The 15,385-nt window shown below is 62.9% G+C and carries 18 protein-coding genes; 7 read left to right on the top strand and 11 right to left on the bottom strand.

Annotated features, from left to right (window positions below):
• Positions 1 to 5: 5 nt before the first annotated feature.
• Positions 6 to 584 (top strand): YqaA family protein, encoded by a 579-nt coding sequence (locus tag BUB54_RS06540; protein WP_048879683.1) that lies wholly within the window; start codon positions 6 to 8, stop codon positions 582 to 584.
• 126 nt (positions 585 to 710) lie between these two features.
• Positions 711 to 1,469 (top strand): DeoR/GlpR family DNA-binding transcription regulator, encoded by a 759-nt coding sequence (locus BUB54_RS06535; protein ID WP_048879684.1) that lies wholly within the window; start codon positions 711 to 713, stop codon positions 1,467 to 1,469.
• A gap of 3 nt (positions 1,470 to 1,472) precedes the next feature.
• Here the strand turns inward: BUB54_RS06535 and BUB54_RS06530 are convergent, their stop codons facing one another.
• Positions 1,473 to 3,341, bottom strand: a complete 1,869-nt coding sequence (locus tag BUB54_RS06530; RefSeq protein WP_048879685.1) for an ABC-F family ATP-binding cassette domain-containing protein — start codon at positions 3,339 to 3,341, stop codon at positions 1,473 to 1,475.
• A 90-nt stretch (positions 3,342 to 3,431) separates the two neighbouring features.
• Between BUB54_RS06530 and ndk the strand changes: the two genes are divergently transcribed.
• Positions 3,432 to 3,854 carry a nucleoside-diphosphate kinase gene (gene ndk / locus BUB54_RS06525; protein ID WP_048879686.1) on the top strand — a complete coding sequence of 141 codons (423 nt, stop codon included), beginning with the start codon at positions 3,432 to 3,434 and terminating at the stop codon, positions 3,852 to 3,854.
• 5 nt (positions 3,855 to 3,859) lie between these two features.
• Here the strand turns inward: ndk and BUB54_RS06520 are convergent, their stop codons facing one another.
• From BUB54_RS06520 to BUB54_RS06510, 3 genes are all read right to left on the bottom strand, one after another.
• Positions 3,860 to 4,063, bottom strand: coding sequence for a hypothetical protein (locus BUB54_RS06520; RefSeq protein WP_048879687.1), 204 nt, complete (start codon positions 4,061 to 4,063; stop codon positions 3,860 to 3,862).
• Positions 4,064 to 4,127: 64 nt separating this feature from the next.
• Positions 4,128 to 4,445, bottom strand: coding sequence for a hypothetical protein (locus tag BUB54_RS06515; protein WP_052948416.1), 318 nt, complete (start codon positions 4,443 to 4,445; stop codon positions 4,128 to 4,130).
• Positions 4,446 to 4,488: 43 nt separating this feature from the next.
• Positions 4,489 to 5,697 (bottom strand): NAD(P)/FAD-dependent oxidoreductase, encoded by a 1,209-nt coding sequence (locus BUB54_RS06510; RefSeq protein WP_048879688.1) that lies wholly within the window; start codon positions 5,695 to 5,697, stop codon positions 4,489 to 4,491.
• 145 nt (positions 5,698 to 5,842) lie between these two features.
• Between BUB54_RS06510 and BUB54_RS06505 the strand changes: the two genes are divergently transcribed.
• Positions 5,843 to 6,334: an Lrp/AsnC family transcriptional regulator gene (locus BUB54_RS06505; RefSeq protein WP_048879689.1), complete on the top strand. Its 492-nt coding sequence runs from the start codon at positions 5,843 to 5,845 to the stop codon at positions 6,332 to 6,334.
• Positions 6,327 to 7,244 (top strand): cytochrome c oxidase assembly protein, encoded by a 918-nt coding sequence (locus BUB54_RS06500; protein ID WP_048879690.1) that lies wholly within the window; start codon positions 6,327 to 6,329, stop codon positions 7,242 to 7,244. Before BUB54_RS06505 ends, BUB54_RS06500 begins: the two co-directional genes overlap by 8 nt.
• 18 nt (positions 7,245 to 7,262) lie before the next feature.
• Here the strand turns inward: BUB54_RS06500 and eda are convergent, their stop codons facing one another.
• From eda to BUB54_RS06480, 4 genes are read right to left on the bottom strand one after another with little or no spacing between them, the layout of a single operon-like run.
• Positions 7,263 to 7,895, bottom strand: a complete 633-nt coding sequence (gene eda, locus BUB54_RS06495) for a bifunctional 4-hydroxy-2-oxoglutarate aldolase/2-dehydro-3-deoxy-phosphogluconate aldolase (protein WP_306309086.1) — start codon at positions 7,893 to 7,895, stop codon at positions 7,263 to 7,265.
• A gap of 2 nt (positions 7,896 to 7,897) precedes the next feature.
• Positions 7,898 to 9,721, bottom strand: a complete 1,824-nt coding sequence (edd, locus tag BUB54_RS06490) for a phosphogluconate dehydratase (RefSeq protein ID WP_048879692.1) — start codon at positions 9,719 to 9,721, stop codon at positions 7,898 to 7,900.
• Positions 9,722 to 9,747: 26 nt separating this feature from the next.
• Positions 9,748 to 10,260 carry a gluconokinase gene (locus BUB54_RS06485; protein WP_048879693.1) on the bottom strand — a complete coding sequence of 171 codons (513 nt, stop codon included), beginning with the start codon at positions 10,258 to 10,260 and terminating at the stop codon, positions 9,748 to 9,750.
• Positions 10,257 to 11,543 carry an MFS transporter gene (locus BUB54_RS06480; protein WP_048879694.1) on the bottom strand — a complete coding sequence of 429 codons (1,287 nt, stop codon included), beginning with the start codon at positions 11,541 to 11,543 and terminating at the stop codon, positions 10,257 to 10,259. The genes BUB54_RS06485 and BUB54_RS06480 overlap by 4 nt, the downstream gene beginning before the upstream one ends.
• A gap of 82 nt (positions 11,544 to 11,625) precedes the next feature.
• On the opposite strand from BUB54_RS06480, the gene gntR reads away from it, so the two are divergent.
• Positions 11,626 to 12,648, top strand: a complete 1,023-nt coding sequence (gene gntR, locus BUB54_RS06475; RefSeq protein ID WP_048879713.1) for an HTH-type transcriptional regulator GntR — start codon at positions 11,626 to 11,628, stop codon at positions 12,646 to 12,648.
• A gap of 5 nt (positions 12,649 to 12,653) precedes the next feature.
• Here the strand turns inward: gntR and BUB54_RS06470 are convergent, their stop codons facing one another.
• From BUB54_RS06470 to BUB54_RS06460, 3 genes are all read right to left on the bottom strand, one after another.
• Positions 12,654 to 13,409 carry a FadR/GntR family transcriptional regulator gene (locus BUB54_RS06470; protein WP_241869426.1) on the bottom strand — a complete coding sequence of 252 codons (756 nt, stop codon included), beginning with the start codon at positions 13,407 to 13,409 and terminating at the stop codon, positions 12,654 to 12,656.
• A gap of 80 nt (positions 13,410 to 13,489) precedes the next feature.
• Positions 13,490 to 14,269 (bottom strand): NAD-dependent epimerase/dehydratase family protein, encoded by a 780-nt coding sequence (locus BUB54_RS06465; RefSeq protein ID WP_048879695.1) that lies wholly within the window; start codon positions 14,267 to 14,269, stop codon positions 13,490 to 13,492.
• Positions 14,269 to 15,144: an ABC transporter permease gene (locus BUB54_RS06460; RefSeq protein ID WP_244890754.1), complete on the bottom strand. Its 876-nt coding sequence runs from the start codon at positions 15,142 to 15,144 to the stop codon at positions 14,269 to 14,271. The genes BUB54_RS06465 and BUB54_RS06460 overlap by 1 nt, the downstream gene beginning before the upstream one ends.
• Here BUB54_RS06460 and BUB54_RS06455 point away from each other — a divergent pair.
• On the top strand, positions 15,116 to 15,385 hold a 270-nt coding region (locus BUB54_RS06455), incomplete at its 3' end, for a helix-turn-helix domain-containing protein (protein ID WP_139284817.1). The two genes, BUB54_RS06460 and BUB54_RS06455, sit on opposite strands and share 29 nt — an antisense overlap.

Here is a 15,385-nt window from a genome sequence, read left to right as displayed (position 1 = left end):
CCGCAATGCTTCGTAGCCTGTATGACCGGGTGTTAGCGCTGAGCGCCAGACCCAGCGCTCCGCTTTGGCTGTTTCTCGTCGCCATGGCGGAGGCCAGCTTCTTTCCGCTGCCACCGGATGTGCTGCTGATCCCCATGGCGCTCGCCGCCCCCCAGCGCGCCTTGCTGTTCGCGCTCATCGCCACGGTGGGCAGCGTGCTGGGCGGCGCCATCGGATATGCCATCGGATATGCGCTGTTTGTAAAACTGGCACAGCCGATCATCCATCTCTACCATTACGAAGCCTCTTTCACGGCGTTCCAGCATAAATTCGCGGAGTACGGTGCGGCGATCATCCTGATCAAAGGCCTGACGCCCATTCCCTATAAAATCGTCACTATCGCCGCTGGCGCTGCCAAGTTTAACTTTTTTTTATTCATGGTTCTCAGCTTCGTGACACGCGGCGCGCGCTTCCTGCTGGAGGCCGTTCTGCTACGACTGTTTGGTGAACCCGCCAGAGACTTTATCGAGCGCCGACTCGGGCTGCTGACCGGACTATTCGCCGTCCTTCTGGTTGCAGGTTTCGTTATTCTTAAATTTTCCTAATCGATTCAAAAAGCGTCTCAATTTGTTACAACCCCCGCGATATGATTATAAATTTATGTCAATTCAAGGAATTGCATAATTTCGTCTCAGCAATCATACTCCAATTCAATCTAAACGGGTGTATGAATGAGGCGCGAGAAGCGAGAGCGGCAGGGTAAAATTCTAACGGCGTTAAGTAGCGCCCCCAGCCTACGGGTTGCAGAACTTGCACAAAAACTGAACGTCTCAACCGAAACAATCCGTCGTGATTTAGATGAACTGACCCAGGCTGGCGTCCTCAACCGTACATATGGCGGTGCGGTCCGGGCTATGAATACAGAACCCGGCAGCGCGTTCCAGGGGCGCAGCCTGCCGGCGCACCAAAAACTCGCCAAAGCCACGGTTGAGCAAATTGCCGACGCCCGAATTCTACTGATCGGCAGCGGCATTACCGCCGTCCATGTGGCGCTTGAGATCGCCGCCCGGCTGAGGGACATCATGGTCGTCACCCATTCCTTCAGCGTCGCAGCCGCGCTGGGTAGCAACACCACAATCAAAGTGATGATGATCCCCGGCTTTTACCATGCCGGAGAAGCCAGCACGACAGGCGGCCACGCCATCGTGTTCCTGCAAAGCCTCTACGCGGATTATGTCATTCTCGGCCCAAGCGGCCTAACCAAGGACGGCCCCAACGACGCCCTGCCCGAGATCGCCGCGATCAATACCGCCATGCTGGCCCGCGCCTCTAAAAGTATCCTCATTGCCGATCAGGGCAAATTCAACCAACTGTTCGCCACGCGCTTCGCCAACTGGCAGCAGGTGAACATGTTGGTAACAGACGGCCAACCGCCCGACGAACTTCACCAAAGCATGGCGCAGCACCGGGTCCAACTGATCCTGGCCTGAGACTCAGGCCGCCGCTTCCAGCGCCTCAGCAGCTTCCAGCCACGTCATCTCGGCGGCCTCGATCTCGCTTTTCAAGGCCCCCAGCCGCAGCGTGATCCTGTTCAGCTCCACCGCCTTGGCTGGGGCGTAAATGCCCTCATCCGCCAGCTTCGCCTCCAGCGTCTCTTTCTCCGCTGTCAGCTTGTTCAACGCAGTTTCCGCCGCCTTTGCCGCTTTTTGCAGCGGCGCCAGCCGGGCGCGCGCCTCGGCCCTTGCCGCCTTGTCGTTCTTCTTTTCCTCCACCTTCCTGGCTTGGGCGGGGGCCCCGCGCTCGCTCATGGTCGCGGCATAAGCGGCCAGATCGCCCTCGAACGGCGTTACCTTCCCCTTCGCCACCAGCACCAGCCTGTCCGCCGCCAATTCGACCAGATACGGATCGTGGGAGATCAGCACTACCGCCCCCTCGAAATCCGTCAGCGCCTTAATCAGCGCGTCGCGGGCATCAATATCCAGATGGTTCGTCGGCTCGTCCAGAATCAACAGATGCGGCGCATCCCGCGTGGCTAGCGCCAGCAGCAGCCGCGCTTTTTCCCCACCGGACATCTGCCCCACCGGCGTGTTTACCCTGTCAGCGTCCAGCCCAAACCGCGCCGCCTGGGCACGGATCTGGGGTGGCAAAGCTTGCGGCAGCGCGCGGGCCAGGTGGTCATAGGGCGTGTCCGTCAGCACCAAATCATCCTCCTGATGCTGGGCGAAATACCCCACGCGCAGCCCCTTCACCCGGAATTCACGCCCCCGCATGGCCGCGAGCCGTCCCGCCAGGAGCTTCGCCAGAGTGGATTTGCCGTTACCGTTCTGCCCCAGCAACGCAATTCGGTCTTCCATATCAATCCGCAAAGACACACCCGAGAGCACCGCCTTGCCGTCATACCCAATCTCCACGCCCTCAAGCTGGAGCATCGGCGGCGGCAACTCTTCCGGCGAAGGGAAAGAGAACTCCGTCGCCTGCCCCTCCACCACCGCATCAATCTGCGGCAGCTTCTCCAGCGCCTTCAACCGGCTCTGTGCCTGCCGAGCCTTGGTGGCCTTGGCGCGGAAGCGGTCCACAAACGCCTGCATATGCGCTCGCTGCACCGCCACCCGCTCGGCCGCGCGAGCCTGTTGCAAGGCGCGCTCGGTCTTAATCCGCACAAACTCGGCAAACCCGCCTGGCGTCATGGTCAGTTTGCCGTTATCCAGATGCACGGTGGCCTCCACCGCCTTGTCAAGCAGCTGCCGGTCATGGCTCACCAGTAAAATCGCACCGGGGAATTTCTGCAAATAACCCTCCAGCCAGAGCGTTGCTTCCAGGTCCAGATGGTTTGTCGGCTCGTCCAGCAACAACAGATCAGGCTCGGAGAACAGCACCGCCGCCAGTGCCACGCGCATCCGCCAACCGCCGGAATAGCTGCTCATCGGCCGCGCTTGCCAGTCCTCGTTAAACCCCAGCCCGGCCAGAATGGACGCCGCCCGCGCGGGCGCTGACTCAGCACGGATCGCCAGCAGCCTTTCATGAATCTCCGCCAGCCGTTCAGCCGGTGTCTCCGGGTGCTCCGTCGAGTGCAGCAACTCGGCGCGCTCGACATCCGCCGCCAGCACCACATCCAGCGGTGTAACATCCCCGCCCGGCGCCTCCTGCGCTACATATCCCAGCCGCACCCGGTTGCCGAGCATAACCTTGCCGCCATCAGGCTGGATCCCCCCGGCGATCAGCTTCAGCAGGGTCGATTTCCCAGCGCCGTTACGGCCGATCAGGCCAACATGCTTGCCTTCATCGAGCAACAGCTCCGCATGTTCCAGCAACGGGCGGCCAGCGATGGCGTAGGATAGATCTTCAAGACGCAGAACACTCATGGCTTTCCCTGTATATTAACCGGCCAGGGCTTGCCCAGCCTTGGCCGCCCGGCTATTGCGCCCGCAACATTCACAGGAAAGCGATAAACCATGGCCATTGAACGCACACTCTCTATCATCAAGCCGGACGCCACCCGCCGTAACCTCACCGGCAAGATCAACGCCAAGTTCGAAGAGGCCGGTCTGACCATCGCCGCCACCAAGCGCCTGCAACTCACCAAAGCACAGGCCGAGGCGTTCTATGCCGTGCATTCCGCGCGTCCGTTCTTTAACGACCTCGTCTCCTTCATGATCTCCGGCCCGATTGTGGCGCAGGTCCTGGTGGGCGAGAACGCCGTGGCCAAGAACCGCGAAATCATGGGCGCCACCAACCCGGCCAACGCCGATGCCGGCACCATCCGCGCCGAATTCGCCGAGTCCATCGAAGCCAACTCTGTGCATGGCTCTGACAGCCTGGAGAACGCCGCCAACGAGGTCGCTTTCTTCTTCGCTGAAATCGAGATCGTCGCTTGATTTCGTCAAGGGCCGCGTACAACGCGGCCCTTATTCTTTACGCCGCGCCATGCCAGTCCCGCAGCGCCAAACGCGGCCCAGCCGCCATCCATGCTCAGCTCCGCTCCCGTCACATAAGACGCCGCGGATAAGCACAAAAACAAAATTATTTCGCAATTTCCTCCGGCCGCGCCATCGGAATCCGCCCCGGTCACGATGGCTGTTTCCATGACAATCTACCTCCTGTTTTACCGAAGGAAACTAAAATCCCGCGTCACACGCCTCAATGAATTTTCAGGGGTTTGTCTTGGAGTTCCGGGTCTTACGCCGCGCCTGCCAATTATCCCATTTCTGCTGCACCCAGCCCAGCCCGTGCAACGTGGCGCGGCGGACGGGCGGAATATCTTCCCCCACCAAAATCGCGCCGAGTGGCAGCATCCAGATGCCCAGCACCGGCAAAAAGCTGAACACCCCGCCCAGCATCAACGCGCCCCCCACCGGCAGGCGCACCCATTTCGCCTGCGGCCGGATCAGCCATTCATAAGACCTCCGGAAAGTATGCGGCAGCACATTAAGTAACCGGAGAAGACGCGGGTCATGCTGGGCTTCCATAAGGTTTATTATGGGATGAGACCGGTCAAAAAACGAGTCACCCTCACGCCACAACCTCCACTGTCAGCAAAGCGTCATCGGGCGGGGTTTTCAGCCCATCCAGGTCAATCAGTACCCGCCGCTCCGGCACGGCCTCCACCCGACGGCGATACAATACAATCGCCCCGGCGCGCACCCGCAGCAGCCCTTTCACCGGCGCGGCAACACGCACATAAAGCCGACCGCGCAGAGGCGCCACATGCGCCAGTGATTGCGGCAGCACAAACCGCACCGCCGCACCGGCTTCTATCGCCAACGCCCCCTCCAGGCTGGGCAGGCCGCCGATCAGATCATCCGCGATGAAATCGCCCGTGGTCTGCCCAGCCTGGAAATTCCAGCCAGCCCCCTCCGCCGCGCCCAGCACATTGCCCATGGCGAAGAACGCCGTATCCGAACAACGCCCGTACTGGTCCACCGCCGGACCGCCCGCCCCATGGTCCAGCCGGAGATGGCTGTCGCGCACCAGCCCCACCTCCGGCTGCAGGCCACCCGTTACCAGCACGCCGTCACAGGCCAGCACCTGCCCGTTGGAGAGCACAACGCGCTCCACCCCGCCCTCGCCTTCAATCCGCTCGATCTCCGTGCCCAGACGTAGCCGCGCCCCCGCCAACCGGGCATACAGCGTCAGCGGCCAGCTTACCGCCGGGCGGGGATTGGCCTCCACCATCGCCACCGGGCGCATCCCCTGGCGGCGGCAAGTGGCTAGGGCGGACAGCGAGACCCGGTCTCCGCCCACCAGCACCGGGCAGCGGCAAGGCAATGCCGCCGCATCAGGGGGCAAAGCTGAACTGTCCAGCACACCTAGCCGCCCCGCCGCATCCGCGCGCCAGTCTTCCACACGCCGCGCCCTGGCGCCCATGGCCAGCAACACGCGCCGTGCACGGACCTCACGCGTTCCCTTCGGCGTTTGCACCACCACGCCGCCGCCAGGGCGCAAAGCCGTTACCTCCTGGCCGGACCAGATCTCCACCCCCGCCGCCTGCGCCCAGGCCGCGAGCTTGGCCGCGTAAGACGGGCCGCTCAAAAACCGCCCAAACTCCCGGAAGCCGAAGAACGAATGCAGGGCCCGGCGCGGCATACCGCCCAGCGCGTCCTCTCGTTCGATGATTGTTACACGTGGAACATCGCGCGCCTTCAGCCGCAGCGCCGCCGCGAGCCCGGCCGGTCCGCCACCGACCACCAGCACATCCCGCACGGCTTCACCCATCGGCATAAAAACTAAGCATGACGCCAACAGGACAACGCGCGCGCCGCGCCGTCAACGCCGCCTTCTCAGGGTTTCTTCCAAAACCCGCCGAAAAGCCCATAGCCAAACGCGCCCGCGCAATTATATTGCGTCTATATAAGCTGGGGATTGCATGCAGACTGAAACCGAACCTCTCGTACTGGACGAGATCGACCGCAAGATTCTCGCAGAGCTGCAAGAGGACGGGCGCATGACCAATGTGGAATTGGCCCGCCGCGCCGGCATCTCGCCCCCACCCTGCCTGCGCCGTGTGCGGCGGCTCGAGGAAGCCGGATACATCAAAGGCTACCACGCCGACACGGACGGCCATAAGCTCGGCTGGCAGATCGCCTTTTTCGTGATCGTGGGGCTGGAGAGCCAGAAGCTCTCAGTGCTGGAGGCATTCGAGGCGCTGGTGGCGACTTGGCCGGAAGTGCGGGAATGCCACATGATCCGCGGCGGCGGCGATTTTCTGCTGAAGCTGGTGGCGCGCGACGCAGCACACGAAAACCAGCTCACCCAGCGCCTGACGAACGCCGCCCATGTGGCCCGCGTGCAGACACTGCAAACCATCCGCACCAGCCGCGCCCTCTCGGGCGTGCCGATGGACAGGCTTTATGGCTGAAACCGGGCTCATCCTCCTCACGCTGCTTGTGGGAGGGTTGTGCCATTTCGTGCCCGCACGGCTACCGTTTCTGCTGCCGTTCGTGTTCAATCCACTAGCCTTCGGGGGCTGTTTGCTGCTGGGGTTCTGGTACTGGCGAGGGGTACGACGCCTGCCGCCCGGCGCACGGCCCAGCCTGCTGCGGCGCTGCTTTTTCAGCGCGGCGGTGCTGGGCGTCTGGTTCGTGCTGCAAACGCATTTTGAGTATCTCGCCCAGCACATGTTCTTCCTCAACCGCGCTCAGGCGCTGGTACTAGGCATGGTCTCGCCTTTCCTCGCGGGTCTCGCCTGGCCGGGTGAGGCTTTAAAAGCCGGGGCGCCGGGCTGGGTAAGCCACGCGGCAGCGCCAGTTTGGCTGCTTTTGCGCTGGCTCTCACACCCGCTGGTGGCGGTGGCAGTGTTTCTGTTCTTCACCGATATCTGGCTGGTCCCCGCCGTGCATTTCGCCGCGATGATCGACCCCACGCTTTATGCGGTCATGACACTCTCTTGCGTCACGGCCGGGGTGCTGTTCTGGCATGTGGTGCTGGACCCCCGCCCAAAACCACCTTGCCGCGTCTCTTATATTTTCCGCGCGGGCACGGGGTTTCTGGTGATGTTTCCACAGATCGCGGTCGGCGCCTATATCGCCCTCACCAGCCGGGATCTGTACTCGTTCTACGCGCTGTGCGGGCGGCTGTTTCCCAGCATTTCCCCGGCCACGGACCAGCTGTTCGGCGGCATGATCCTGTGGATTCCGCCTGGCATGATGAGCGTGATCTCTCTGGTGGTGATTCTCAACGCGTTGCGGATCGCCGAGGAAAAAGCCGCCCAGGCGATGCCGGTTCCGCCCGGCGCCAAAATTCATGAAGCAAAATGGACGGGGCGCTGACCGCCCCGCTCGGTCTGGTCAGCCCTTAAGGGCGGCGGCCGCCTTCGCGGACTCGGTAATGGCGTCCCAATCCTTCGCCTCGATGGCGGCGCGCTTAACCATCCAGGACCCGCCCACGCAGATCACGTTCGGCAGCTTTAGGTAACGCGGCGCGATCTCCGGCGTGATCCCGCCCGTGGGGCAGAATGTCAGCTGCGGCAAGGGCGAGGCGATGGAGGAGAGAAACGGCGCGCCGCCCGCCGCCTCGGCCGGAAAGAATTTCGCGAAGCTGTAACCGCGCTCAATCAGCCGCATCGCCTCTGAGGCGCTGGCTATGCCGGGCAGCGGGGCGAGATCGGCATCTTCCGCCGCGTCCAGCAGCTTGCGGGTGGTGCCAGGGGATACCGCGAATTTCGCCCCCGCCTTGGCCGCCTGCTTGTAATGTTTTGGCGTCAGCACAGTGCCTACACCCGGCACCGCACCCTCAACCTCAGCCGCCACAGCGCGGATTGCCTCCAGCGCCACCGGGGTACGCAGCGTGATTTCGATGGCTTTCAGCCCGCCTTTCACCAAGGCACGCGCCAGCGGCACGGCTTCCTCAGCGCTCTCCACGATCACTACCGGAATCACCGGTGCAAGGCGCATGATGGTTTCAAGACCGTCCTGTATCATGTTCATTCATCCTGGAATGTGAAAATGGTGGCGCCTGCATCGGCTCGTCCGGCCAGATGGCGGAAAGGCGCAAACAATTCCCGCCCGGTGCCGTAATGGTTAGGGGCAAGGTCGACCTGCGCGTCGGGCCGGGCAGCCCATTCCGCCTCGGGAACCAGTGCCGCCAACGTGCCCTTGGTGGCATCCACCCGCACAATGTCGCCATCCTTCAGCTTGGCCAGCGGGCCGCCCGCCAGCGCCTCGGGCGTCACATGAATGGCAGAGAGCACCTTGCCGGACGCGCCGGAAAGGCGGCCATCTGTCACCAGCGCGACCTTGAAGCCTTTATCCTGCAGCACGCCCAGAGGCGGCATCAGCTTGTGGAGTTCCGGCATGCCGTTGGCCTTGGGGCCCTGGAAGCGCACCACAACAACAACATCCTTGTTCAGCTCCCCGGCTTTGAACGCCGCCTGCACGGCCTCCTGGTTGTGGAACACCCGGGCAGGCGCCTCGATGATATGGCGCTCTGGCGCCACGGCGGAGGTTTTCACCACGCACTGGCCCAGATTACCCTGCAGCAGCGCGAGCCCGCCGGTGGACTGGAACGGGTTGGCGGTGGAGCGCAGCACCTTGTCATCCCCGCTCACCTCCGGCGCGTCACGCCAGGCAAGCTCGCCATCCTGCAAATAAGGCTCTCGGGTATAGGCTCTGAGGCCTTGGCCCATCACCGTGCTCACATCCTCGTGCAGCAGCCCGGCGCTCAGCAGCTCGCGCACCAAAAAACCGGTGCCGCCGGCGGCGTGGAAGTGATTCACATCCGCCAGGCCGTTCGGGTAGATGCGGCACAGCAGCGGCGTCACGGCGGCGAGGTCTGAGAGATCCTCCCAGGTTAGGGTGATACCCCCAGCAGCCGCCATGGTCAGCAGATGGATGGTATGGTTGGTGGACCCGCCAGTGGCATGGAGCGCCACCACGGCGTTCACGAAGCTGCGCTCATCGATCATCCGGCCCACCGGCAGATACGCATCCCCCAGCGCGGTCAGTGCCATCGCGCGTTGCGCGGCGAAGCGGGTCAGCGCATCGCGTAGCGGAGTGCCGGGATTCACGAATGCCGAGCCGGGCACATGCAGTCCCATAATCTCCACCAGCATCTGATTGGTGTTGGCGGTGCCGTAGAAGGTGCAGGTGCCCGGCGCATGATACGCCTCGCCCTCGGCCTTCAGCAGCGCGGCACGGTCCACCTTGCCCTCAGCAAACAGCTGGCGGATCTTCGCCTTTTCACTGTTGGGCAGGCCGGAGGGCATCGGCCCCGCGGGAATCAACACGGCAGGCAGATGCCCGAAGGTCAGCGCGCCGGTGACCAGCCCGGGCACGATCTTGTCGCAAATGCCCAGGAAGCAGGCGGCATCGAACGTATTGTGGCTGAGCGCCACGGCGGTTGAAAGCGCAATGACATCGCGAGAGAACAAAGAGAGATCCATCCCCGCCTCGCCCTGGGTCACGCCGTCGCACATGGCGGGCACGCCGCCCGCCACCATGGCCACACCGCCCACCGCGCGCGCGGCCTCGCGGATGAGTTCCGGGTAAGTCTCATACGGCCGGTGGGCGGAGAGCATGTCATTATAAGCGGTGACAATGCCCAGGCTGGCCCCCTGGCCCTCGCGCAGCATCGACTTATCCGCCACGCCGCATCCGGCGAAGCCATGCGCCTGGTTGGCACAGCCCAGCGCCTGACGCTTGGGCTTGCTGCTGGCGGCGGCGGCCACGCGTTGCAGATACAGGTCCCGGCGTGGGTGGCTGCGTTCAACAATACGCGCAGTGACCTCGGCAATGACTGGATGCACCATTTCCTCCAACTCCCGTCAGGCGGCCTTCAGGCGGCCAGATTAAAATTCTTGAGTACGTTTTCCACCAACGCGCCGGATGACTCGCCGGTATCAAGCGTCAAAGCAGGTTCGTCCGCGGCGGGCTCCTCCAACGTGGCAAATTGGCTGGAGAGCAGGCTCACGGGCATATAATGGCCTTGGCGCGTCGCCAAACGCTGCTCGATCAGCTGGAAGCTGCCACGCAGATACACGAAACGCAAATCCGTGGCCCCGGCGCGGATGATCTCCCGATAGCTACGCCGCAAGGACGAGCAAGCAACAATTCCGGCCTTGCCCGCCGCGCGCCAGTTCTGGATGGTCTTGGCGATTTCCTGCAGCCAGGGCGCGCGGTCGGCATCCGTCAACGGCACGCCCTGACGCATTTTTTCAACATTCTCAGCCGGGTGCAGCGCGTCGCCTTCCGCGAACTCCCAGCCCAGCCGTCCGGCCAGGAGGGCCGCGACGGTGGATTTGCCACAGCCCGACACCCCCATGACGACGATGAAACGCACGTTGCTCATTCCGGTGACGCGATCGGTTCGATCCGCCCCAGCACCACAACGTAGAAGAAGATGCCGACCAGAAGCACCACGCCCGCCACCAGAAAGGCGGTGGCGAAATTATCGGTGGCGCCGACGATGAACCCGGTGACGATCGGCGCGATGACGCCCATCATGTTATTCAGGAAGTTCATGATGCCGCCAATGGTACCCGTTCCGCCCTTCGGTGCAATCAGCGAGGGGATGGACCAGCCGATCGGCGCGGAGGCGGCGAGGCCGGAGAGGGCAATGGAAATCCAAATAATCGCCCAGACCGGATTGGTGGTCTGGGTGGCGCCGAACACAGCCAGGCCGAACAACATGCCAACAATCAGCACCGTCTTGCGGACCTTGGTTTCATCATGACCCGCGGCAACCAGACGGTCCACCAGCAGCCCGCCGAACACAATGTCCGACACCGTGGCGCAGGCCCAGGGGATGGTGGCGAAACCAGCGGATTTGATGATGCTCATATGCATCGTCTCCACCAAATAGCCCGGCAGCCAAGTCAGGAACAGGTAAAAGCTATAGCCATACGCTGCGAAGCCCAGGCTCAGCCCCCAAACCTTAGGCTGGCGCAACAGATAAGCCAGCATGGAGCCCGCCCCGGCGCTGGATTCACCCTCCGGCGTGGCGCCGCCTTCGAGGATATAGCGATGTTCATCCGGCGTCAGGGCCGGGTCCATCGAGGGGTCGCGGTAGATGAAATAAAAGGCCAGGAAATACAGGAAGCTGAGAATGGCAGTCACGCCAAACCCCCAGCGCCAGCCGTAATCAACCACCACAAAGGCCACCAGCGGCACACCGATGACGTTGGAGAATTTCGCCGCCGCGTCAAACAAGGAGGTGGCGACGGAGCGTTCCTGGCGCGGGAACCAATAGCCAGTGGCCTTGGCGCTGGCCGGGAAACCCGGCGCCTCGGCAATGCCCAGCAGCAGGCGCGCCACGAAAATGCCGCCAAATCCACCGGTCAGCGCTACCGCCCCCGAGGCTATGGACCACAAAAACGCCCCCCAGCGCCCCACGCGGGTCACGCCAAACCGATCCAGAATCAGCCCGGCCGGAATTTGCAGCAGCGCGTAAGACCAGAAGAAGGCGCTGAACAACAGCCCGACCTCACCCGCGCTCAGATGAAACTCCGCCTTGAGCTGCGGGGCCGCGACGGAGAGATTGATGCGGTCGATATAATTGATCAGCACGCCGGTGCCGAGAAGCCCGCCGATGACCCAACGGCGGCGCGGAATTTGCGTGGACAGGCTGGCCATGCTTCCTCCAGATACGATTGTTGTTATGGCGCTGTTAGCGCTAACATGGGTGGCTGTAAAGCCAAAACTGGAGGGTGAGCAGATGTCCGGCCGGAAACCGCGTTCCACCGCCACGGGCCGCGTAACGATGCAGGAGGTGGCAAAAGCCGCCGGAACCAGCATGATCAGCGTGTCACGGGCGTTTCGTGATTCAGCGATGGTGAGCCCTGAGCTGGCCGCGCGGATTAAAGAGGCCGCCGCGGCGCTTGGCTATGTGCCGGACCGGGCGGCGAGCGCGCTGGCCTCGGCTCGGTCGATGAATGTGGCGGTAGTGATCCCCTCGCTCACCAATACCGTGTTCGTGGAGATGCTGGCGGGTATTGACGAAATCCTCTCCCCCCAGGGGTATCAGATGATCACCGCCACCAGCTTTTATGCCCCCGCCGAGGAACTGCGGCTGCTGCGCGGGCTGCTCGCCTTTCGACCGGACGGCGTGCTGCTTACCGGAATCGACCACCTGCCCGAGACGCTGAAGCTGCTGACTAGCTCCGCCCGACCGGCCGTGCATATGATGGAATTGAATAACCAACCCGGCAGTTATTCGGTTGGCTTCTCACAGGAGGAGGGCGGCGCAGCGATTGCGCGGCATTTTGTCGAGCGCGGTTATAAGAAAATTGGGTTCGTGGCGGCGCAGCTTGACCCGCGCACGCTTGCGCGCGGGTCCGGCTTCCGGCAGGCGCTGGAGGCCGCTGGGCTGGGTGCGCCGCGTGAGCTGATGGTGCCGGAGCGCTCCTCCATCGCGCTGGGGGCGACGCTGCTGGACCGGATGCTGGCGGCGTACCCGGATACGGATGCGGTGTTTTTCTGCAACGACGATTTGGCGCAGGGCGCGTTGTTCCGGTGCCAGCGACGGGGCATTGCGGTGCCGGGGCAAGTGGCGCTAGCCGGGTTTAACGACCTGCCAGCCTCCGCCTGCACCACCCCGGCGCTGAGCAGCGTGGCCACGCCGCGTTACCAGATTGGCCGGGAAGCCGCGAAGATGCTACTGGAGCTAATGGCCGGGCGGGTGCCTGCCTCCTTCCGGCTGGATCTGGGCTTTACCCTGAATATCCGGGAGACGAGCTAAGGCAGTTATTCGTCCCGGCTGCGGTCCACCATGCGGCGACGGGCCTGGGTAATGTGAAACTGCATGGTCACCTGGGCGGAATCCGGGTCCTGCAATTTGATCGCTTCCAGGATCAGCGCATGTTCCCGCAAAACTTGGCTAGCGCGCTCACGCGGGCTGGTGCGAGTAAGGTGCAGGGAGACATTCATGAAGCCGGTAACAGCCTCGTGCAGATGCTCCAACAAGGAGGCGTAAAAGCTGTTACCGCTGGCCTCGGCGATGGCCCGGTGGAAGGCCATATCTGCGTCAGGTGTCATTAGCCCGCGCTCAGCCTCCAGACGAAACCGCTCATGCGCAGCTTCGATAGCGGTGAGCTCAGTCTGACTGCGGCGCTCGGCCGCGTGGCGGGCGGCGCTGCCTTCAAGCACCAGACGCACCTCGATGGAACGCAGATATTCCGCCACCTGCTGCGGCTGGGCGAAACTCGCCAAACGCTCCGCGGGGCGGGCCATGACGTAGGTGCCCGAGCCCTGGCGGGCATGCACCAGCCCATCCGCGCGCAGACGTTGGAGGGCCTGACGCACCACCGGGCGGGAGACGCCAAACATCTTGCACAGATCAACCTCCGCCGGGAGGCGCGTGCCCTCCGGCAGGCGGCCGGAGACGATTTGTTCTAGAATCTGACCATAAAGCTGGTCACCCATACGTTGACGGCGCGTCAGTATCAGACCAGGCGTTTCGGGCTCGGCCAGTCTTGTTTTGCGTAACGGCAGGTCGGCCAACTCGCTAACTCTCCTTTTTCGGCCCAGCATAGCCGAAACGCCTCAAACCGCGAAGAGCGCAACGCGCCGAGGGCAGGAGATCATGTCAAATCCATCAACGCGAAGCTGCCACCCTGGAAAATCCAGTTAGGATCGCGGGCGTGCAGCACCTCTTCAGCGTAGTCCTCAGCGTTCTGTTTCGGCACATAGCCGAGAACGGTAGCGGCGAGGCTGTTGTCCCACCAAGAGCGTGTATTGGCCGACACGCCCCAGACCGTGAGACAACCAACATCCGGGACTGTGGCGGCACGCCAGACGAGATCCTCAAGGTCGTCATAACCCAGCCAAGTGGAGAGATGGCGGGGTTCGGTGGGGCGCTCTATGGCGCTTCCGATGCGCAAGGAAACGGTTTCAATACCAAATTTGTCGAAATAAAGCTGGCCCATCACCTCGCCCCAGACTTTGGAGAGGCCGTAATTCCCATCCGGCCGCACCGGGTCTGACAGTTTGAGAGGCTGGCCCGCCGGGTACATGCCAATGGTATGGTTGGAGGAGGCGAACACCACGCGCTTGACCTGATGGCGGCGCGCGCCTTCGTAAAGGCGCTGCAAGGCGATGAGGTTGTTCTGGATAATCTCCGCCAGGGGTTTTTCGACCGAGCTACCGGCCAGATGAATCACGACATCCGCTCCGGCCAGGGCCGCGTCCACCGCTGTGTCTTCGCGCATGTCTCCGGCCAGCACGCGTTCTTCCGGCGCAACGGGCTCAGGCAGGCGGTGGCCGGAAGCAGTGAGCGCCGCCCCCCTAGCGATTAAACGAGGTCGCAACACACGGCCTAGCGCACCGCCCGCGCCGGTGAGGGTGAGGTTGAACTTGGCCATCAATGCGTTTCCGCTTTCTTGGCGCGGCCGACGATCTGCGTGGGGTCGACAAAGCGCAGCGCGATAATCAGGCAGACGAGGCTGGTGACCATGTAGATAACCGCCATGGCGTCGATGGTCTGGTTGGCTCGCATACCCGCCGCGAACACGGAGTAATATAGGGCAACGACCAGCGTTTGGTTGTCTGGACCGGCGGTGAGGAAGGTGAGTTCAAACAGCCCGATGGTACGCACCAGCACCAGCACCAGCGCAGCCAGGATACCAGGCAAGAGCAGAGGCACCATTACACTGCGGAACAAGGCCCATGTGCCCGCGCCAAACACGCGCGCCGCCGCTTCCACACGCGGGTCGATCTGTTCAATGAATGGCACCAGGATGAAGATAACGAAGGGTACGCTGGGCATGAGATTCGCGAGGATAACGCCGGTGAGCGTACCGCCTAGCCCAAACTGGTACAGCACCGAGGCCAGCGGAATACCGTAAGTGAAAGGCGGGATAATAAGCGGCAGCAGGAACAGCAGCATCACTGCGCGCTTACCGGGGAAATCCCGCCGGGCGAGTGCATAAGCTGCGGGCACGCCCAGCACGGCGGAGCCGATGAGCACCGCGCCCACAACCTCCAACGTAACGATGAGCACACCGCCGAGCTGGAAACTTTCCCAGGACTGGCCGTACCAACTGGCGGTGAAGCCGTTGGGCAGCCAAGTACCGAACCACGCGGTACCGAAGGAATCCACCACCACGCTGAACACGATGCCCGCGAGATTGAGGATGAAAAACCCAACTAGTGTCCTGATCGGAAAGTAGTCTACATTCTGGCTAAACCTTAAACTTGGGGAGGCTAGGATGTCGAAGGGTCGTGCGGTTGCTGTCATGTTGGATGATGCTGAGGAAGCTGCCCTGACGGCTCTGATCCGCAAGCATGGAGCGCCACAGTCGCTGGCATTACGTGCCCGCATCGTGCTTGCCGCGGCGGACGGTCTAACCAACAAGGATATTGCGACGAAGCTGAATGTCTGCGCCCATACCGCTGGCGTGTGGCGCAATCGGTTTGCTCGCGATGGTCTGGATGGGCTGTACGATGAGCCCCGCCCCGGGGCACCGCGCCAGATTGGT

The sequence above is a fragment of the Acidocella aminolytica 101 = DSM 11237 genome (assembly GCF_900129125.1).
Classification (GTDB): Bacteria; Pseudomonadota; Alphaproteobacteria; order Acetobacterales; family Acetobacteraceae; genus Acidocella; species Acidocella aminolytica.
The sequence above is the reverse complement of the archived record's forward strand: the minus strand, read 5'-3'. Positions and strand labels throughout refer to the sequence as shown.